General features: G+C 62.7%; 20 protein-coding genes and 1 pseudogene. 11 read left to right on the forward strand and 10 right to left on the reverse strand.

Annotated features, from left to right (window positions below; translation table 11 throughout):
- Positions 1–44: 44 nt before the first annotated feature.
- Complete coding sequence (locus EA473_RS04265; protein ID WP_124194425.1) at positions 45–1190, reverse strand: acyl-CoA dehydrogenase; 1146 nt, start codon at positions 1188–1190, stop codon at positions 45–47.
- A 153-nt stretch (positions 1191–1343) separates the two neighbouring features.
- On the opposite strand from EA473_RS04265, the gene EA473_RS04270 reads away from it, so the two are divergent.
- Complete coding sequence (locus tag EA473_RS04270; protein WP_124194426.1) at positions 1344–2390, forward strand: phytoene/squalene synthase family protein; 1047 nt, start codon at positions 1344–1346, stop codon at positions 2388–2390.
- 114 nt (positions 2391–2504) lie between these two features.
- On the opposite strand, the gene EA473_RS04275 is transcribed toward EA473_RS04270, so the two are convergent.
- Positions 2505–3359, reverse strand: a complete 855-nt coding sequence (locus tag EA473_RS04275; protein WP_124194427.1) for a 3-hydroxyacyl-CoA dehydrogenase family protein — start codon at positions 3357–3359, stop codon at positions 2505–2507.
- Between the two features lie 270 nt (positions 3360–3629).
- Here EA473_RS04275 and EA473_RS04280 point away from each other — a divergent pair.
- From EA473_RS04280 to EA473_RS04290, 3 genes and pseudogenes are all read left to right on the forward strand, one after another.
- A pseudogene (locus EA473_RS04280) lies at positions 3630–4136 on the forward strand (DUF7409 domain-containing protein); the annotation flags it as partial.
- Positions 4137–4458: 322 nt separating this feature from the next.
- A complete protein-coding gene (locus EA473_RS04285; RefSeq protein WP_124194428.1) occupies positions 4459–5253 on the forward strand; it encodes a class I fructose-bisphosphate aldolase in 795 nt (264 codons plus the stop codon).
- A 1-nt stretch (position 5254) separates the two neighbouring features.
- Positions 5255–6118, forward strand: coding sequence for a class 1 fructose-bisphosphatase (locus tag EA473_RS04290; protein ID WP_124194429.1), 864 nt, complete (start codon positions 5255–5257; stop codon positions 6116–6118).
- A gap of 40 nt (positions 6119–6158) precedes the next feature.
- On the opposite strand, the gene EA473_RS23155 is transcribed toward EA473_RS04290, so the two are convergent.
- Together EA473_RS23155 and EA473_RS04300 are read right to left on the reverse strand one after the other, a co-directional pair.
- Positions 6159–6530, reverse strand: coding sequence for a hypothetical protein (locus EA473_RS23155; RefSeq protein ID WP_341538983.1), 372 nt, complete (start codon positions 6528–6530; stop codon positions 6159–6161).
- A 12-nt stretch (positions 6531–6542) separates the two neighbouring features.
- Positions 6543–7700 (reverse strand): hypothetical protein, encoded by a 1158-nt coding sequence (locus EA473_RS04300; protein ID WP_124194430.1) that lies wholly within the window; start codon positions 7698–7700, stop codon positions 6543–6545.
- Positions 7701–8241: 541 nt separating this feature from the next.
- Between EA473_RS04300 and EA473_RS04305 the strand changes: the two genes are divergently transcribed.
- Both EA473_RS04305 and EA473_RS04310 read left to right on the forward strand, forming a co-directional pair.
- Positions 8242–10023, forward strand: a complete 1782-nt coding sequence (locus EA473_RS04305) for an acyl-CoA carboxylase subunit beta (protein ID WP_124194431.1) — start codon at positions 8242–8244, stop codon at positions 10021–10023.
- Between the two features lie 424 nt (positions 10024–10447).
- On the forward strand, positions 10448–10798 hold the full coding sequence (locus EA473_RS04310; protein ID WP_124194432.1) for a DUF5658 family protein: 351 nt from the start codon (positions 10448–10450) through the stop codon (positions 10796–10798).
- Positions 10799–10896: 98 nt separating this feature from the next.
- On the opposite strand, the gene EA473_RS04315 is transcribed toward EA473_RS04310, so the two are convergent.
- Genes EA473_RS04315 through EA473_RS04325 form a run of 3 tightly spaced genes read right to left on the reverse strand, consistent with a single transcriptional unit; the run spans position 10897 to position 12679 of the window.
- Complete coding sequence (locus EA473_RS04315) at positions 10897–11508, reverse strand: PH domain-containing protein (protein WP_124194433.1); 612 nt, start codon at positions 11506–11508, stop codon at positions 10897–10899.
- Complete coding sequence (locus EA473_RS04320; RefSeq protein ID WP_124194434.1) at positions 11505–12218, reverse strand: PH domain-containing protein; 714 nt, start codon at positions 12216–12218, stop codon at positions 11505–11507. The genes EA473_RS04315 and EA473_RS04320 overlap by 4 nt, the downstream gene beginning before the upstream one ends.
- Positions 12218–12679, reverse strand: coding sequence for a MaoC family dehydratase (locus EA473_RS04325; protein WP_124194435.1), 462 nt, complete (start codon positions 12677–12679; stop codon positions 12218–12220). The genes EA473_RS04320 and EA473_RS04325 overlap by 1 nt, the downstream gene beginning before the upstream one ends.
- A gap of 244 nt (positions 12680–12923) precedes the next feature.
- Here EA473_RS04325 and EA473_RS04330 point away from each other — a divergent pair, with 244 nt between their 5' ends.
- From EA473_RS04330 to EA473_RS04340, 3 genes are all read left to right on the forward strand, one after another.
- Entirely contained in the window at positions 12924–13802 is an 879-nt protein-coding gene (locus EA473_RS04330) for an HpcH/HpaI aldolase/citrate lyase family protein (RefSeq protein ID WP_124194436.1), read from the forward strand.
- Positions 13803–13956: 154 nt separating this feature from the next.
- Entirely contained in the window at positions 13957–15213 is a 1257-nt protein-coding gene (locus EA473_RS04335) for a Glu/Leu/Phe/Val family dehydrogenase (RefSeq protein ID WP_124194437.1), read from the forward strand.
- Positions 15214–15276: 63 nt separating this feature from the next.
- Complete coding sequence (locus tag EA473_RS04340; protein ID WP_124194438.1) at positions 15277–15771, forward strand: DUF2062 domain-containing protein; 495 nt, start codon at positions 15277–15279, stop codon at positions 15769–15771.
- An 18-nt stretch (positions 15772–15789) separates the two neighbouring features.
- On the opposite strand, the gene EA473_RS04345 is transcribed toward EA473_RS04340, so the two are convergent.
- Genes EA473_RS04345 through EA473_RS04355 form a run of 3 tightly spaced genes read right to left on the reverse strand, consistent with a single transcriptional unit; the run spans position 15790 to position 18445 of the window.
- Positions 15790–16008, reverse strand: a complete 219-nt coding sequence (locus EA473_RS04345; RefSeq protein ID WP_124194439.1) for a hypothetical protein — start codon at positions 16006–16008, stop codon at positions 15790–15792.
- Positions 16009–16010: 2 nt separating this feature from the next.
- A complete protein-coding gene (locus EA473_RS04350; RefSeq protein ID WP_124194440.1) occupies positions 16011–17204 on the reverse strand; it encodes an acyl-CoA dehydrogenase family protein in 1194 nt (397 codons plus the stop codon).
- A 56-nt stretch (positions 17205–17260) separates the two neighbouring features.
- On the reverse strand, positions 17261–18445 hold the full coding sequence (locus EA473_RS04355) for a DUF7544 domain-containing protein (RefSeq protein WP_124194441.1): 1185 nt from the start codon (positions 18443–18445) through the stop codon (positions 17261–17263).
- Between the two features lie 243 nt (positions 18446–18688).
- Here EA473_RS04355 and EA473_RS04360 point away from each other — a divergent pair, with 243 nt between their 5' ends.
- Positions 18689–19498 carry an RIO1 family regulatory kinase/ATPase domain-containing protein gene (locus EA473_RS04360; RefSeq protein ID WP_124194442.1) on the forward strand — a complete coding sequence of 270 codons (810 nt, stop codon included), beginning with the start codon at positions 18689–18691 and terminating at the stop codon, positions 19496–19498.
- A 212-nt stretch (positions 19499–19710) separates the two neighbouring features.
- A partial coding sequence (locus EA473_RS04365) for an aldehyde dehydrogenase family protein (protein ID WP_124194443.1) occupies positions 19711–20175 on the forward strand: 465 nt, incomplete at its 3' end.

The following is a 20175-nucleotide window of genomic DNA, read 5'->3' on the forward strand; positions in this document are numbered from 1 at the left end:
AGTCCGTCCGGGTTTCGCTCTGGAACCCAAGGTGCGCTCCGGCGTTACTCCTCGAGCAGCCGATCGCCGATCGTGTTTCGCAACACCTCGCTCGTTCCCTCATAGATCTCGTTGAGTTTGGCGTCGCGGTAGAATCGTTCGGCCGGGAAGTCTTTCGTGTACCCGTAGCCACCGTGGATCTGGATCCCCTCGTTGGCGACCTCTCGAGAGACTTCGCTTGCGTACAGTTTGGCCTGGGCGGCTTCCGTGATGTACTCTTCGCCACGTATCTTCCTGTCTGCGGCCCTGTGCATGAGCATACGGGCAGCCTGGATCTTCGTGTCCATATCCGCGAGCTTGTGTTTGATCGCCTGGAACTCGCCGATCGGCTGGCCGAACTGCTCGCGCTCGTTCGCGTAGGATCGGGCCTCCTCGAAGGCGGCTCGAGCGATGCCGACGCCGCGGGCCGCGATCGTAATCCGGCCGCCGTTTAGCGTTTTCAGCGCCTGGACGAACCCGTCGCCCTCCTCGCCCAGCAGTCGGTCTTCGGGAAGCCGAAGGTCGTCGAAGCGGAGTTCCGCGGTCGGACAGCCCTTGTCGCCAAGTTTCTCCTCCGTCCCCTCGACGACGAACCCGTCGTCCTCCTCGGGCCGAGCGACGAACGACGAGATCCCCCTGTTGCCGGCGTCCGGGTCGGTCTTTGCGAACAGGACGACGGTGTCGGCGACGGAGCCGTTCGAGATCCAGAGTTTACCGCCGTCGACGACGTACTCGTCACCGTCCCGTTCGGCGGTCGTCTCCATCGCCGGCACGTCACTCCCCGCACCGGCTTCCGAGAGCGCGAACGCGCCGATATCGTCGCCGGCAGCAAGCGGCGTCAGATACTCCGTTTTCTGGTGCTCGTCGCCGAACTCGTAGAGCATGTTCCCCGCCAGCGAGATGTGGGCCGCGACGACCGTTCCGAGCCCCCCGGAGCCTCGAGAGATTTCCTCGAGACCGATCGCGTAGGAGTGGTAATCGAGTCCGGCACCGCCGTACTCCTCTGGAAAGGGCATCCCGAGCAGGCCGAGTTCGGACATCTCGTCGACGAGATCACGGGGAAACTCGTCCTCGTGGTCGATCTCGCCGGCGACTGGAACGATCTCCTCGTCGACGAACTCCGAAACCATCTCCCGAATCTGGGTTTGCTCGGCCGAGAGCGCAAAGTCCATGCCTACTGTTAGCGTACGATCGGCCTTCACTGTTCGTGTACGGCCGCTCGGTTCAACTCGTTCGGTCGGTCCTGGCCGTTTATGTCAGGAAGAAGAACATCCAGCCGGGACCGGGGTGTTTTTCCCGTATGCGCTCAAATGGGTTTCCAGTAGATGACCACCGGACAGACCGAATACACAACTAACACCGATATAGAGTGGTGTTACGACGCAGTTCACGGCGTCTCGCGGACCTTCTCGATCACGATAGACCGCCTCGAGGAGCCGATGGCGAGACATATCTGTCTCGGATATCTCCTCTGTCGCATCGCAGACACCATCGAGGACGCGGGACACGTCCCGCCGGAACGGCAGACGGAGTTGTTGACCGAGTACGATCGGCTCCTCGATCCCGAGGACGACCTGCCGGTTTCGGCGTTCATGGACGACGTCGAACCCTGGATCCCGGACGACCCCAACGACGACTGGACGGTCGTCGCGGAGACGCCACGCGTCCTCCGAACGTTCGAAGCGCTCGACGAGGAACCACGGGAGATCATGCGCGAACCGGTCCGCGAACTCGTCGATGGGATGGCGATGTTCACCGCACGGTACGCCGACGAGGGCGGACTCCGACTGCAGACGCTGGAGGAACTCGAGGAGTACTGCTGGTACGCAGCCGGCACCGTCGGCACGCTCATCACGGGACTGGTCGCCCGGGGTGCCTCACAGGACCGGGCTGAGGAGATGCGAGCCAACGCACGTTCGTTCGCGCTGCTGTTGCAACTGGTCAATATCGCCAAGGACGTCGATACGGACTACCGCGAGGAGAACAACGTCTACCTCCCGGCCGAGTGGCTAGAGGAAGAAGACGTCGCCGTCGACGCGGTCACCGACGAGGAGAACCAAAGCGGCGTCACGAACGTCATCAAGCGCGTCACCGGACGCGCAGAAACTTACCTCGACGACGCTCAGCGCTACCTCGAGGTCGTTCCCGAACAACACGGGAATCGGCTCTCAGCGTGGGCGATTCCGTACCTGCTCGCAGTCGGAACGATGCGGGAGCTGCGCGAGCGACCGGAAGACGTCATCCGCGAGGGCGACGTGAAAGTTCCTCGAGCGGAGGTGTACGCGCTGTTGCAGACGTTCGAAGACGACGTCCCGCGGTCGCATCTGGACGAACTCCGAAACGAGATGGCGAACCAGCCGCTTCATCAGTGACGCGGGTGCGGTCCGCTAACGTTTCGTCACCGTCGTTTTTCCCCAGCCCAGTCGTCGACAGGAGTGCGTAAAGCGCCGAATACGGCGGCCACACGATCGGACCGTCGACGAGCGTCACTCGTATTCGTAAAACCCGGTTCCGGTCTTCTTGCCGAGATCACCCGCTTCGACCTTCCGCTTGAGAAGATAGGCGGGCTTGTACCGATCGCCGAGTTCCTCGTAGAGCGTCTCGGATGCGTGCAGACAGACGTCGAGCCCGATGTAATCCGCGAGTGTGAGCGGCCCCATCGGAACGTTCGTCCCGAGTTCCATCCCCGCGTCGATGTCCGATTTCGTCGCGACGCCTTCGTCGTACGCCCGAATTCCCTCGTTGATCCAGGGCATGAGAATCCGGTTCGTGACGAACCCCGGTTTGTCGTCGGCCTCCCAGGTCGTCTTCCCGAGACCCTCGGCGATTTCGTGGGCGAGCGCCGTCGCTCCGTCGGTCGACTTCTCACCGACGACGATCTCAACGCCCTCCATAATCGGAACGGGGTTCATAAAGTGCAGACCGACGACGCGTTCGGGCCGCTCGAGATCCGAGGCGATCGACGTGATCGAGAGCGTACTCGTATTCGTTCCGAGCAAGACGTCCTCGTCACAGACGTCCTCGAGGTCGCCGAAGACGTCCTGTTTGATCTCCAGGTCCTCGAGGACGGCCTCGATCACGAGGTCACAGTCTTCGAGGTCCTCGAGGGACGTCGTCCCCTCGATTCGGTTGCGGATCGTTTCCGGTTCGTCGCCGAGATCGTCCCGCGAGTCGAGTCGCTCGAGGCTGTCCGTGATGGTCTCGAAACCGCTCTCGACGAACTCGGATTCGACATCGCGTATCACGACGTCGTAGCCGTGTGTTGCAGCGACCTGTGCGATCCCGCTGCCCATCGTTCCCGCGCCGACGACGCCGATTCGATCGATCTGCTCTCGAACCATATCGAGAACATACCACGTCGGATACGTATACTCTAGTGTCTGGCAGGGGCTCCGGTCGAACTCGTCTGCCGAATGGTCGTGGGACGCGTTGGTCGACTCGAGGTCCGAGAGTCGGTTCGAATTCCGTGAACTGTCGTCGACCGATCTGTGAAATCGACCCGGACCGGCCGAGGATAACTTTCAAGACCAACGGGTGTGAGGTATTCGTAATCGGTGAATCGCGTGAGCAACGAACACGTCGTAAGCGAGTCCAGTGTGATCTGCCCGGAGATCGATCCCGAAGAACGCACCGCCCTCGAGGCGGCGGATATCGATCCCGAACGCGTCGCGGAGAAAGAGTGCTCGTATCGAACGCTGCTCGATGCTGGCGTCGACGAATCCGTCGCGGACGCGCTTCGAAGACGGTTTTCGCTCCCGTGGTCGTTCGAAACCGACGGCGACCTGGATCGTCGCTCCACCGAAGTTCGGGGGCTTGGCGATGCCGAACGCGCGTGGATCGCCGCGAGCGGAGACGAGGGATGGCAGGCGTTCGACCACGCGCGGTCCCGGGCAGAAGAAAGCGAGGACGAAGAGGCCGAACGTCCGTGGCCGCGGCCGACACCGGTTCGGGCGGTCGCTGGGGTCGGTCCCGAGGATGCGGACGCACTCGCCGAAGCGGGAATCATCTCGGCCGAACGGCTGGCAACGATCAACGCGTCCCAGGTCGCCGGACTGTTGGACCTCGACGTCCTCCACGTCCGGACGTGGCGGTACAACGCACGTGAACTGATCGAGTGACGTGGCCAACACTGAGTGATGTGGAGTGCGTGGCCCACACTGAGTGACTGGTTCGACTTCGCCTCGAGTCGTTTCGATTGTCCGTGACACGGTCTCGATACATAGCGGTCAATCCGTACGGTCTGTTCTGAGTTCGGCCACTCCGTCTGTTTGACGATTCGCCTCCGCCGATTTGCCTCCGTCTGTTTCCAGGTTTGTCTGCGATTAGCACGCAAGACGGTGCCGATTCGTCCAGTTCACCGCAGCCATTACTACTAATGTAGGTAATTTCGATACAGGGGATCACCAGAGATATATAGTCGACTGTTGGACCAACTAACAGATGATTCCGATCGACGATTCATCGATCGTTCGCGACGGCAAATCACTGATCCTTGCGATGGATCACGGCCTCGAGCACGGGCCGGTAGACTTCACAGACGTCCCCCAGAAACTCGATCCGGCGACCGTCTTCGAGACGGCGACCCACGACGCCGTCACCGCGATGGCCGTCCAGAAGGGGATCGCCGAGGGCTACTACCCGAGCTACGAGGACGACGTCGAGTTGCTGTTGAAGATCAACGGCACCTCGAATCTATGGATGGGCGAGCCGGACTCGGCGGTCAACTGTTCGGTCGACTACGCCGCGGAAATCGGCGCATCGGCCGTCGGCTTCACCGTCTACGGCGGCTCCAACCACGAGATCGAGATGGTCGAAGAGTTCCGTGACGTTCAGGAGGCCGCCCGCGAGTACGACCTCCCCGTCGTCATGTGGTCGTATCCTCGCGGTCAGGGGATCAAAAACGATACGAAACCGAGCACGATCTCGTATGCGACCCGACTCGCCCTCGAGCTCGGTGCGGACATCGCGAAGGTCAAATATCCCGGCAGCAAGGAGGCGATGGCCCACGCCGTCGACTGCGCCGGCGACATGAAAGTCGTGATGAGCGGCGGTTCGAAGACCTCCGACTACGAGTTCCTCTCGACCGTCGAGGCCGTCATCGACGCGGGTGCGAAAGGACTCGCCGTCGGCCGAAACGTCTGGCAGCGCGAGGATCCGACCCAACTCCTCGACGCTCTCGAGATGGTAATCTACGAGGAAGAGACGGCCGACGCTGCGCTCGAGGCCACGGAATAGGATGTCCGCTACCGATCCCGACCCCGTCGAGAACGTCGTCGCCACGATCTCTCGCTCGGCGACCGAGATCCGTCAGGGACTGGTCGGTCGCAGAGGGAAAGCCGACGAGGAAAACCCAAGCGGCGAGACCCAGGCGGAGGCGGACGTGTGGGCGGACCAGTTACTCGCCGACCGGCTGTCGTCGATCGACGGCGTCGGCCAGTACGCAAGCGAGGAGCGATCCGAGATCATCGACGGCGGGGACGAGAAAGTGTACGTCGCCGTCGATCCCCTCGACGGGTCGTCGAACCTGAAATCGAACAACACGATGGGGACGGTGTTCGGCATCTACGAGGAGCCACTCCCCGCTCCCGGATCGGCGCTGGTCGCCTCCGGCTGGATCCTGTACGGACCGATCACGACGATGGCGTGTGCCCGCGACGGGACGGTCACGAAGTACGAACTCACCGGCGGCGAACGAACCGTGGTCGAACGCGACGTCACTCTGCCCGACGATCCGCTCGTCTACGGCTTCGGTGGCCGGGTTCCCCACTGGCACGACGAGTTTCGCGAGTACGTCCGCGAAATCGAGTCGAACCCGGAGCACAAACTCCGGTACGGGGGCGCGATGATCGGCGACGTCAATCAGGTGCTGACCTACGGCGGAATCTTCGCTTACCCCGCCCTCGAGGACAGCCCCCGTGGAAAACTCAGACTGCAGTTCGAAGGGAACCCGATCGCGCACCTCATCGAGGCGGCCGGCGGTCGCTCCTCCGACGGGATCCAATCGATCCTCGAAGTCGAACCGGAGGACCTTCACGATCGGGTCCCGGTACACGTCGGCAACGTAGACCTGATCGAGCGCCTCGAGAACGCCCTCGAGTAATCCGTATAAGACGGGCTGTCCTGACGGGTCCGGATACGAATTACCGATCGCCGCCAGTGCTCCACGGCGCGGTAACGGAAATATAGACGACGACGCCGACGAGAAGTGTTGCGTAAAACGCCCACCGGGGCCACCCTCTTCCGAGAAACAGGATCGTCAGAAACAGAACCCAGAGACCGATTACGGTCACGTCGAGTGCGACGCGGCCGACGGTACCGATGATAGAGCGGAGGTACCCGGCGGACTCACTCGAGCGATTATCCGCCTGGCCCGTCGACCGCCCGGGTCGTTCTCCGGTTGGCGCAGGTGATGGTCCGGACGTCTTGGCTGCTGACCCGGCTGTCTCGGCTGGTGAATCATCTATCGAGGTATCGGTCATCGAATCCGTCGTTCGGTCGCTGCGTTTTGCCATGGAGTTTCGCTCTCAGAAGTGATAACCGTACTCATCGGTCAGTTTGTACGCGGACACGCCCCACACGTAGCTCTGTCCCGGCCACCACGTTCGGGCGTTGTTGAAGCCAGCGACGAGGACGTCGTCTTCCTCGCCGGCCGGATCGGGATGAAAGCTTACGGAACCGCTGTCACCGTCCGTGAGGTCCATCTCACCACCCCAGCGGATCTGTCCCCTGCGACAGAAGTCGTCCGTAAAGCAGGTGACGGCGTCGATACCCTGAATCTGTCCGACCGTGTGACCGGTCAAAGCTCCGACTTTCTCGAGTTCCTCCCCGCGAGCGATAAGGTCGGCGAGACCGAATCTGGTGTACTGTCCGCGAACTCGTACGGAAGACCGTCCTGCGATCCGACTCGACGGGCGGACTTGGCCGGACGGTTCGGCGGCGACGATGTCCTCGACTGGGTGAACGTGTGCGACGTTCCCCAGATCGAACGTCTCACCGCTCTCGGTGGGAAGCCGAAGTAAATCGCCTTCCGGATTCGACGTCCCTTTGAACGCGTGTTCGGCCGTGACGAAAAACGGCCCGTCCGCCTCGGGATGATAGAGCGCCGGGGCGAGCGTCGCCATGCTCGAGGGCGTTTCACAGACGAACCCGCTCGGCGCGTCACCACCGGAGAGGTCGTCTACCGCTCTCGGTTCGGCGAATCCGGGGTCGTCATCGATACTCTCTACCCTGATGATTCTCTCGGTGTCGATCGAAACCTCGCCTGCGAACTCTTCGATCATCTCCGGTATCGACTGGCCTTCGGTAGAGATACCGACGGATACCGACGCGGCTCCGCTGCTGTATTCTCCGGGAACGACGGCGCTTCCGAGATAGCCGGTAAACGCGACGCGAGCCATCAGTTCGTTGAGTTCGAGGGCTTTCTCGACGGCGGCGTACCACTCCGCAGGAACCGACCGCGTTCGCTCTACGAGCGAAGACGGATCGTCCGGGTCTTCCCTGACGAGCGCCGTGACGACCGGAACTTCGCCGTCGTCGGCCGCGAGGAAGTCCTCGACGCCGAGAAAGTGGGCTAACCCGACGGCGTAGCCGCCGGTGGCGAGCGTGCGAAGGAATTCGCGACGATCCATTCCCGGCTCGAGTCGTTCACGGAGAGTTGCGAGGCGGTTGACGAGTCCTTCCATTGGATCTCCTGGCGTGGCGTCGAATCGATGCCGTTCGCTACTGGAACCCGTTCGACCAAAGCTAACGTTCACGTACACGGGGCAGTCGATAACTACTGTTAGATACTGGATAATAGGCGAAGTTGATTGTGCCTGCAGATGCCGCTGGATATCGATCGCGTGGTCATACTACCCGACAAAAGCCAGGAACCATCCGGTCGCGGATGCGCCGGAACTGACGGACAGCAAACCGTCCGAGTCGCTCGAGAGAAGAGTGGTCCACGCCGGCTCGAACACCGCGGCCGGGCCCACGCATTCGGTGGGGAGAGGAGGGGGTGTTGGGGAGTGGCGCGGACCGTCAGAGAGTGAATCGTGCCTCCGTGGTCACCAGCACGGAGACACTCGTCTGTGGACGGGGACGGCTTACGAACGCTCGCGTTCAGTGGTTCAGTTATTATTCGTCGTCGGGAGACCCCACTCACACTCGAGCGATCGTCGGATCGTCCCGCTCCGACTGTGAACCCGCGCTGGATTTTTCATACTTCTCCACAGAGTAACCGGTATGAAAGTCCGGATCGCGGCCGAAGCGACCGAGGACGAGGCGTCGGCGATCGCCGCCGCGCTGGCCGAACACGTCGGCGACACCGTCGAAGTGTACGTCGGCGACGGGGACGATCCCGCGGTCGTCCACGAGTTCGACGACGGTTCGACGGATGCGTCCCGTTCCCGTGAGGACACCGCCTCTCCGTCCGCCGACGAGGAACTCGGACCGACCGACCGTGAGCGCCGACTTCGATCGGAGATCGAAGACATCCACAGGGGCGGGCCCAAACGGTACAGAGACCAACTCGAGGAGGGCGAGAAGCTGTTCGTCCGCGATCGACTGGAGCTGTGGTTCGGCGGCGACGGAAACGAGTTCCTCTTCGAGGACGGGGCGTTCGCGGCGTTCGACGATTGGCACCCCGACGGGACGGGCGAGGAGACCGACGACCGATTGCCGGCGGACGGACTCATCACGGGCGCTGGGACGTTCGAGGGACGCGACGTCCACGTCATGGCCAACGACTACACCGTCAAACGCGGGAGTATGGCGGCGAAAGGCGTCGAGAAGTTCCTCCGGATGCAACAACGGGCACTGAAAACCGGGCGGCCGGTGTTGTACCTAATGGACTCCTCGGGCGGTCGGATCGACCAGCAGACCGGCTTTTTCGCGAACCGCGAAGGGATCGGCAAGTACTACTACAATCACTCGATGCTCTCCGGGCGCGTCCCGCAGATCTGCGTCCTCTACGGGCCGTGTATCGCCGGTGCGGCGTACACGCCGGTCTTCGCCGACTTCACGGTCATGGTCGAGGGGATGTCCGCGATGGCGATCGCCTCCCCGCGAATGGTCCAGATGGTCACCGGCGAGGAGATCGACCTCGAGGAACTGGGTGGACCCAGGGTCCACGCGAGCGAATCGGGGTCCGCGGATCTGATCGCGAAGGACGAAGAACACGCCCGCGAACTCGTCGCGCAGTTGATCACCTATCTTCCGGACAACGCGGACGAGACGCCGCCCCGACACGAATCGAAGCCGCCCCTCGAGTCGCCGAAGGGCATCGACGCCGTCGTTCCAGGCCATCCGAACGAGGGCTACGACATGCGAGACGTCATCGACCGCGTGGTAGATGCGGGTACCTACTTCGAGTTACGGCCGGATTACGGCGGGGAGATCATTACGGCCTACGCACGTATCGACGGCCGTCCCGTTGGGATCGTCGCGAACCAGCCCGCCCATCGCGCCGGCGCGATCTTCCCCGACGCCGCCGAGAAGGCCGCGGAGTTCATCTGGAAGTCCGACGCGTTCAACGTCCCCCTGCTTTACCTCTGTGATACGCCCGGATTCATGGCAGGATCGCAAGTCGAAAAGGAGGGCATTCTCGAGGCGGGCAAGAAGATGATCTACGCCACGTCGTCGGCGACGGTCCCGAAACAGACGGTCGTCGTCCGCAAAGCCTACGGGGCCGGAATTTACGCGATGGGCGGACCGGCCTACGATCCCGAGAGCGTTCTCGGCCTCCCGTCCGGTGAGATCGCGATCATGGGTCCGGAAGCGGCGATCAACGCCGTCTACGCCAGAAAGCTCTCGGAGATCGACGATCCCGAGGAGCGAACGCGCCGCGAACGCGAGCTCCGCGAGGAGTACCGCGAGGACATCGACGTCCACCGGATGGCGAGCGAGGTGGTCATCGACGAGATCGTTCCGCCGAGTGAGTTGCGCGACCAACTGACCGCCCGGTTCGAGTTCTACGAAACCGTCGAGAAATCCCTACCGTCGAAAAAACACGGAACGATTCTCTGAATCGGATTCACGTACCGATGTACAGACGCGCCAACGACCAGGTCGGCGGGTGCGCCGACAATGACGGACAGTAAACCGTACGAGACGGACTGGGGAAAACACCGGGAGTATCGTCGGAGGTCGTCGGTTTTCGACGACAACCGAGACGCGACGCCGAAGGCCGAACCGCGAAATCAGCGGTATGCGACGATAATCGACCCCAGCCGTTCGAACGATCGAGTCTCGCTTTCGGGTCCGACCCCCCTCTCATAGGAACACATGTCTCGGAGTTGGCGGTGCTTACCGATGCGTGAGGTCGATCTACGGCTGGCATAACAATACGGAATCTGGTGATACAGACGGGTGCGTCACACACGCTCCCGGTGGCCCGCGGTCGGGTACGAGTCCGCTAGCGCACGATCGGTTCGATTCCGGCGGGGAGCCTATGAGTTCCGACGGGGTGTATCAACACCACCGCATTCCCGTAACCGTAACGCCGGCCGATCTCGAGCGACTGTTGTGGGTGCTCGTGGCCGTCTCGCTCGTCGGCGACGTCGTCACGACGTTCGTCGGTCTCCACCTCGGGCTCGCCGAATCGAATCCGATCGCTCGAAGTGCGATCGAAGGCTATGGGCTCGCCGGCATGCTCGTCCTGAAAGGACTCGCGGTTGGAATCGCTCTCGCCTGCCGTCCGTTGCTTCCCGAGGAGTACCGACCGATCGTGCCCGCGGGCCTCGCGATTCCGTGGCTGGCAGCCGTCTGCATCAACGTCTACATGATCTCGATGGTGCTCTGAGACGGCCGATTATTCGTCGGCACCGACGAGCGGGGACGGGTCGCACTCACACAATCCTGGCTGATACGGATTGTTCGAACGGCATCTCCGCCGGCCGGTTACGACGACCGCTCGAGTACCTGCCGCCAGCCCTGGATCTCTGCGAGAACCGCCTCCCATTCGGCCGCCGATCCCGGTAGATCGCCTGGCCGACCGCACTCGTTCAGGGCCTCGAGGCGGTCGTGAACGGCGGTCGGGTCCTCGACGTTCCGGAACGAAAACGTCCCACCGCTTGCGGCCTCGATCGTGACCGTTCCGTACCCCACCGCTCGGGCGATCGCGTGCTGGCTGATCGCGCTGTTCTGGACGCGGTCGACCCCGACGGTTTCGACGCTGACGCCGAGCACACCCCGCCTGATCGCGATTCGTCGGTTCGTGATGGCGTACTCCGTCCGAACGACGCTCGCGACGGCCCAGATTGCGGGGAAAGCGAGGACGGGAATCCCCAGAAGCCAGAGCGCCGAGACGACGCCGAGGACGACGGCTGCGGTGACGATGACGGCCCCGAGGACGGCGAGGCCGATCCACGGATACGCCGTCTGGAGGCGCGGCCCGCCACGCCAGCGGATCGATTCCGCCGCGTTCGATCCGTCACCGTCCAGCAGGACGAGCCACTCGAGCGGGTCGTCCGCATCGTCGGTTCGCGCGGGAGATCGATCGACGGCGCTCATCGTGGCGGTGATCGCGGCTGATCGCCATCGGTCGGATCGCCGTTGGTTCCCCACTCGGGGGACGCTCCCTCCTCCCCTCCGGACGCGTCTTCCTCCCTTCCGTGTGAATTCGAGCGCGCGGATTCCGATCCCTCGAGCGTCGTCCGAATCGCCCGAAGCTCCGTCAGTATCTCCGCGAGGACGTCGTCTTTCGATCGCGTCTCTCCTGCATCGCGGTGTTCGTTCTCGATCAGTTCGGTGATCAACTGCTGGACCGTCCGCGGGTCCGGAACCGATTTGAACGCCATCTCGACGCCGGAGCCGCCGGCGGTGCTGACCTCGACCGTCCCGTATCCGAACTGCGTCCCGAGCGCCGACTGCGAGTAGGAGATGTCCTGGACTTTTTCGTGTTCGATCCGTTTGACGTCTCGCGAGAGGACCCCGCTCTTTCTGTAGAGGGCGCGATCCGTGGCGACGTAGTGGGTGTTGGTCACGCGCAGGTACTCGCCGACGATGATCAGAATCCCGATCAACACGATGGCGAGCGGGATTCCGACGAGAAACGCCGGGACGAGCGTCCGCCTGTCCGGACCGTCCGACCAGACGACCTCCTCGCCCGACTCGAGCGACAGCCACTCGAAATCGCTACCGGTGGAACTGGTTGCACTCTCGCCACCTGGCGACGTCGCGTCGCCTTCCTCGTCCAGCGACGTCGGACTCGAGTCGGCCATCAGTCTCCCTCCGCGTGTTCGCGTTTCAGCGAGAGCACGGTGCGGTCGAACGAGCAGACGATGTCGTCGTCCTGGTCGAACGCCTCGACGTGCATGGTGACGACGCCGCGCTCGCCGTCCGACGTTTCCCGTTTCTCCGTAACCGTCGATCGTGCACGGATCGTATCACCGTGAAAGACCGGTTTCGGGTGGGAGACGTCGTCGTACGAGAGGTTGGCGACGATCGTCCCGTCCGTCGTTTCGGGAATGGAGATACCGACGGCCAGCGCCATCGTGTAGAGGCCGTTGACCACCCGCTCGCCGAACTCGGTTTCGGCGGCGAACTCCCGGTCTAAGTGAAGCGGCTGCTGGTTCATCGTCATATCACAGAACCGCTGGTTGTCGCTCTCGGAGATCGTTCGCCGACGTTCGTGGTCGATCGTCTCGTCGACCTCGAACTCCTCGTAGTAACGCCCGCTCATACGTTCGAGTGGGCGAGTGGCGACAAAAACGTGTGGGAACCTGACGGTTTCGTGGGGACCTGACGACTCGAGCGGAGAGACGAGGTCACCGACCCGAGCGAAGAGACGAGGTCACCGACGCGTGGCGGAGAACGTGGCGACTGCCTCGAGTCACCGTCACGGACCCGTCCGCAGATCGAACCGGACATCTCGCTCGGTAACAAACACCCATACCTTCACGTCGGTGTTGGTCACAGTGTGAGATATGGTTCGTCGAAGTCTCCTCTTTACCCCCGGCGATCGTCCCGAGATGATGCAGAAGGCCCCGGACTCGGGTGCCGACGTCGTCGTCTTCGACCTCGAGGACGCCGTTTCGCCCGAACGGAAGGAGGAAGCTCGCGAGACGGTTCGGAGGGTACTCGCCGATCCGGGGTTCGACCCGGCTACCGAGGTCTGCGTCCGCCTGAACGCGACGTCGAGCGAGTACCAGGCCGACCTCGAGGCGCTATTCGGCCACGAAAGCGAACGCCCTCGTCTCGATAGCGTGATGCTTCCGAAAGCCGACTCGCGGGTTGCCGTCTCGGAACTCGCGGGCACACTCGAACGCTACGACGTCTCGGTTCCCGTCTTCGCGCTGATCGAGAGCGCGCGTGGTGTCCTCGCAGCGCCGGATATCGCGGCGGCAGCCGCCACCGACGCGCTCGTCTTCGGTGCCGAGGACCTCGCTGCTGATATCGGTGCGAATCGGACCCAGGAGGGAACCGAAGTGCTGTACGCCCGCCAGCGCGTCGTCCTCGCCGCGGCTGCACACGACTGCGACGCCATCGATACGCTGGTCACCGACTTCGAGGACGACCGCCGACTGGCCGAGGAGACGGAGTTCGCGATCCAGCTCGGGTACGACGGCAAACTGGCGATCCATCCGGCCCAGATCGAGACGATAAACGACGGGTTCGCCCCCGACGACGACGAAATCGAGTGGGCGAACGCGGTGCTCGAGGGGAAACGAAAGGCGGACGCCGAAGGACGGGGGGTCTTCGAGGTCGACGGCGAGATGATCGACCCACCGTTGATCGAACGCGCTCGCCGCATTCGAGAACGGTCTCGAGTAGCTCGTGAGGTCGAAGACGACAGCCGGCCGTAATCGGCCTCGAAAAGCCGCTCGGCCGCCGCTTGGCAGGGTCGGCTGGGTGCCAGTTCGACGAAACACTGTCGTATTAATATTCCTAATATTATTGAGTATCCCCTCTCATGGGCATTCGTCACGCTTATTTTGTTTTCGCCAGAACTCCGATGCAATGGCTGGGGAGATTAATCCGTTCGCGAGTTTGCAATCGCAGATCGACGAGGCTGCAACGTACTTAGACGTCGACGACGACGTCATCGAACGCCTCAAACACCCGGAACGAGTGCTCGAGACGAACCTGACGGTCGAGCTCGACGACGGGTCGCTCGAACGATTTAAAGCGTTCCGGGCGCAGTTCAACGGCGACCGGGGGCCGTACAAAGGCGGGATCAGGTATCACCCACAGGTCTCCCGTGACGAGGTCAAGGCGCTTTCGGGCTGGATGACCTACAAGACCGCGATCGTCGACATCCCACTCGGCGGTGGCAAAGGTGGAATCGTCGTCGATCCCGCAGACTACTCGGAGACCGAACTCGAGCGACTCACCCGAACGTTCGCCACGGAGCTGACTCCCATCATCGGCGAAGACAAAGATATCCCGGCACCGGACGTCAACACCGGACAGCGGGAGATGAACTGGATCAAAGACACGTACGAGACGCTCGAAAACACCACGGAGCCCGGCGTCATCACGGGCAAGAACCTCGCCAGCGGCGGCAGCGAGGGTCGCGTCGAGGCGACTGGCCGTTCGACCGTCATCGCCGCTCGCGAGGCGTTCGATTACCTCGATAAGGATCTCGAGGGTGCGACGGTCGCCGTCCAGGGCTACGGAAACGCCGGCTGGATCGCCGCGAAACTGATCGACGAGATGGGAGCGACCGTCGTCGCCGCGAGCGACTCGAGCGGCGGAATCTACAACGCCGACGGCTTCGATCCCGTCGCGGCGAAAACCCACAAGAACGAAACCGGAAGCGTCGTCGGCTACCCGGAAGCCGACGAAGAGATCACTAACGAGGACGTGCTGACTCTCGACGTCGACCTCCTGATTCCAGCAGCGCTCGAGAACGCGATCGATGGCGGCCTCGCCGAGGACGTCGAAGCGGACGTCATCTCCGAGGCCGCCAACGGTCCGCTGACTCCCGAAGCCGACCGGGTCCTCGAGGACGAAGACGTCTTCGTAATTCCGGATATCCTCGCCAACGCCGGCGGCGTCACCGTCTCGTACTTCGAGTGGGTCCAGAACCGCCAGCGGTTCTACTGGTCCGAGCAGAAGGTAAACGCAGAACTCGAGGAAACCATCGTCGACGCCTTCGACGCACTCGTCGACGCCATCGAAGAGAACGAGCTTGACAACCCCCGAACGGGAGCGTACGTCGTCGCGATTCAGCGGGTCGCCAACGCCTTCGGGGAAGCCGGCAGCTTCCCCTGAAAAGATGTGACACGAGCCGTCTCGATACCTTTTTCACCGTTGGGTCAGACGGACTGTCCGGGGATGTTGCGGGAACGACTGGCCAGTTATCGAGACCGGGTCCGACGCGAACTGACGGAGGCCTTTCAGGCGGAGCATACGCCACATCAGGTCGCCTCGAGTTTCTCGATCGGGATCTTCGTCACGGCACTACCGACCGGTGGTCTCGGTATCGGGCTGTTTTTCGTCTTCGTTTCGCTCTGGTCGTGGATCAGCAAACCCGCAATTTTCGCGTCGGTCGCGGTACTCAACCCGTTCGTAAAGCCGGCGGTGTACGTCGCGAGCCTTCAGGTCGGCGCGACGGCACTCGGAACCGATCCGATCCCGCTCGAAGAGACCGCGACGGCGTCCGCGTGGGCGGTGTTCCAGCAACTGGCGATCGGCAACCTCCTGATCGCGATCCTCCTGTCGCTCGTGAGCTACGGACTGGTCTTTCACCTCACTCGAGCCCACCGTCGACGAAATCGGGGACGACCGACCCGATCGCTGGTTACCACGCTGATGGGACTCAAGCGGTAACAACCGGCTGACGACTTTCTACACGAATCCAGCGCCGTAGCCGACGAGGACGACGCCGACGACGGCGAAGACGACACCGACTCCCTTGGTGGCCACGACCCGATCGCTCTTCTCGATCGGGCCGTCCGTGTACGGCGTCATCCCCTGTCGATGTTGGGCGTCGACGATAGCCGGTGCGTATCGAATCCCAGCCAGGCCGAGACCGACGAGGACGAAGCCGACGACGAGTACCAACACGGTTACAGGCCGAGTTCTCGACCGATAACGAGGTGCTGGATCTCGCTGGTTCCCTCGCCGATTTCCATCAGTTTGGCGTCCCGATAAAACCGCTGTGGCGCGAAGTCAGTCGTGTAGCCGTAGCCGCCCAGTACCTGGACGGCGTCCTCGGCGACCTCTCGAGCCGCTTCGCTCGCGTCGAGTTTTGCGAGCGCTGACTCCCGCGTCACCGGCTTGCCGGCGTCGGCGGCCTGGGCCGCTCGGTGGGTGAGCAGTCGCGCGCGTTCGGTCTTTCGATGCATATCGACGATTTTGTCCCGGATCGCGTCGAACTCCGAAATCGGCTGCCCGAACTGCTCGCGCTCCTGGCTGTAGGCTTTCGCGTGTTCGTAGGCTCCCTGTGCCAGCCCCGTCGAGAGCGCTGCGATCGAGATCCGGCCCCCATCGAGAGTCTTTTTCGTCTGGTTCCAGCCGTCGCCGACGTCACCGAGCAGACGGTCCTCCGAAAGCCGAACGTCGTCCAGTTGGATCTCACAGGTCGGCGATGCGTTGAGTCCCAGTTTGTCCCAGACCGTCGTCACTTCGAACCCGTCGTCCTCGCGAGGATCGACGATGAACGTCGAGATACCGTCGTATCCGGCCTCGGGGTCGGTGACGGCTTTGACGAGGATCGAGCCGGCTTCGGAAGCGTTCGTGATGAACTGTTTCGTTCCGTTGAGGACCCACTCGTCGCCGTCCTCGGAAGCCGTGACTTCCGAGGGATCGGTCGAGTTTCCCTCGGTGGAGTTGCGTTCGGCCGTCGTGTTCATGTTCGAGGCGTCGGATCCGCTTTCGGGTTCGGTCAGCGCCCAGCCACCGAGATACTCGCCCTCGGCGAGCGGACGGAGCCACCGACGCTTTTGCTCGTCGGTGCCAAAGAGCTCGAGCGGTTTCGACGCGAGCGAGACGTGTGCGACGTAGGAGAGACCCACCGATCCGGAAACGCGCCCGATCTCTTCGGCGACCAGCGCGTACATGAGCGTATCACCGCCGAGCCCGCCGTACTCCTCGTCGATCGGAACGCCCATCATGTCGAGGTCGGCCAGCTGGTCGAAGATTTCCGCTGGGAATCGGTGGTCGTCCTCGATCTCCTGAGCGATCGGCTCGATCTCCGTCTCACAGAAGTCCCTGACGGTCTCCCGGATCATCCGGTGTTCGTCAGGTAGCTCGAAGTCCATACGCAATACTTGCCGGCGCGTGGAATAAACGCACCGACTGGGTCGATTCGCGGAGGTTACCAGCCCCGATCGTCGTCGCGGTCGTCGTCGTCGGGTTCGTCCCAGTCGCTCCCTGACTCAGAATCGCCGTCGTCGTCCCACGACGGGGTGCTGTCCCACTCGTCGTCAGTCTCGTCCGCTCTCGAGTCCCAGTCGTTCTCGGTGTCACGGTCGGGATCGTCCCGCCGTTCGTCCGATCGATCGGGTTCGGGGCGACCGCCGTCGCTTCGGACCGCTTCGCGCTGGTCAGGGATGAGATCGAGGTCGTCGTTCGTATCGCCGAGTAACAACAGCGCGTAGTACTGGAAGTACGTCCGGACTGGCATCGAGATAAGTGCGGAGACGAGCAAGAGCAATACAGCGCCGACGACGCCGACGATAACCGCGAGCAAGATTCCGATATCGCCGAGAGTGAGTAACGCAAAGATGAGGATCAGGAACGGAATCGCGACGATGAGACCGACGATGAGCATGAGTATGCCGACACCGATCCCGATCACGAGTTGCAGGATCCAGACCAGAAGCAGATAGACGACGTACTCCGTCCAGTTCGCTTTGAACGTCCCCCAGAACCGACTCCAGCCGCCGAGAACGCCCCGCGACTCGAGGAGCATGATCGGCGCGACGAATTCGGAGGTAAAGCGCATCACGATCGAGTGTGCGAGTCCGACGGCAAGCGCGAGCAAGATAATCAGAACGAGGCTGCCCAGAATCGCCTCGAGACTCGAGGCGGTGTACACGATCGCGCCGAGTGGAACCAGGACGATCAACGCCGCGACGAGACCGACGAGTGCTCTGAAAACGAACAGGCGGAGTGCCCGTCCGAAGTTGTCCATCCCGTAACTGATGATGGAGACCTCCATCGAACGAAGCGATTCGATGAAGACGAATTCCATAACGGCGGCCAGCACTGCGAAAAACAGCCAGATGAGGAAGACGACTATCGCGACGATCGCGATCAGAACGAGGAGTTCGGTCGTCACCATCTCCGTGATCTCGGCTACGGTGATATCGTCGAAATCCGTCGGCCCAGCGTCGCCCGTGAACATGGTGGGGTCCCCGGAGGAGAAGTTCGCACCCGCTCCGCCCCCACCGAGGAAGAAGACGACGACAGCGAGTTTGACCCACAGCCAGGCCCGAACCGGTATCAGGAGATTCCGCGTCGTATCGATCGCGTCACTGAGGTCGTCGACAGCATCCATACCTTCGGTTATGGTTGCCCCAATGAAAATAATTCTGATCTGACTGTCGAGCCGAAAGTCGAACGTCTCGAACGGTTCGCGAGACCGAATCCGACAGAACGGTTCGTGAGATCGAATCCCACGGATCCGACGGCAAGATCCAACATCGGTCTCACGTTCAACCGCGACCCCACGATTTCTGTTGACAGGTCGTGCCGGCGATACTTCGAGACGCATTTAACCCCAAAGCCCGTCCCCCGACGTATGGATATCCGCCAGCTCGCTCGAGGCACGGTCGAGTGGGACCGCATCGAGCGGGTCGTCCGATCCCTGGCGGACCGTCACGATCGCGAGGTCGTTCGCGTCGAGTTCCTCGAGGCAGACAACTGGCTGTCGACGCCGTGTGTCATCGACGACGAGTGGTTCGTCAAGATCGTTTCCAGACAGAACGCGCTCGTCCACGCCCTCCTGACGACCGGCCGCAACGTCGGGGCCGTTTCAGCCGGGACCGGCGGCTTTTTCGACCGGTTCGACACGCCACGCGAGATGGTCGAACACGAGTACGAGGCGACTGAACGGATGCGAGAGATCGGCGTCAACGCACCCCAGCCGATCGAAGCGTTCGAGGTCAACGGCCTCGGCGTCCTCGTCCTCGAGTACCTTCCCGAGTTCGAGTCGCTGGATTCCGTGCCCGACGACGTCGTCGCCCGACAGGCACCGGAACTGTTCGAGATGCTCGCAGCGCTTCACGATCACGGACTCGCACACGGCGATTTACGGGCCGAGAACATCCTGCTGTGCGAGGACGACCTCTACTTCATCGACGCCACCAGCGTCCACGAGGATCGCGTCTCCGAAACGACGGCCTACGATCTCGCCTGTGCGCTCGCCGTCCTCGAGCCCCGGATCGGGCCTCGACGAGCCGTTCGAGCAGCCACCACGGCGTACGACCCCTCCGAACTGCTCTCGGCGCGCCGGTTTCTCGATTTCGTCAGGCTCCGACCCGATCACGAGTTCGACTCGACGCGCCTTCGCAGCGAACTCGAGAAGGTCGCCGATCTGGGCCAGCGCTGAGCCGGATGCAGTAACTGGGTGCCGCACAATCCACCGGTTTCGGTCACTCCGGAACTGACGGAGAGCAGTCCGTCCAACTCCGGCTGATACTCACAGCATGACGAGTCGGCTCACAACGTGGCGGTACCAACTGAACGTGGCGGTCCCGACCGATCTACGCCACGTGTGAACCACCAGCAGGGCTTTTCCCGTCGCCCGTCGTACCCCCGGGTATGAGCCAACAAGCCACGGAGAACGTACACGGTCACTACGTCGACGGCGAGTGGACCGACGGGCGCGATGCGGACAGCTTCGAGAGCGAGAATCCGGCGACCGGCGAGACGCTGGCGACGTTCCGGCGCGGGACGGCCGACGACGTCGACCGGGCCCTCGAGGCGGCCGAGGAGGCGTTCGCGGAGTGGCGAGACCTGTCGTATCCGGATCGCGCGGAGTACCTCTGGGAGATCTATCACGAGTTGCGCGAGCGCCACGAGGAACTGGGCGAGATCGTCTCGAAGGAGTGTGGCAAGGAGATCTCGGAGGGGAAAGCCGACGTCACCGAAGCCTGGCACATGGTGGAGTGGGCGGCGGGCAACGCCCGTCACCCTCACGGCGACGTGGTTCCGAGCGAGGTCGCGAGCAAGGACGCCTACATGCGGCGCAAGCCCCGCGGCGTCGTCGGCTGTATCACGCCGTGG

The organism is Natrarchaeobius chitinivorans (assembly GCF_003841505.1).
GTDB classification, from domain to species: domain Archaea; phylum Halobacteriota; class Halobacteria; order Halobacteriales; family Natrialbaceae; genus Natrarchaeobius; species Natrarchaeobius chitinivorans.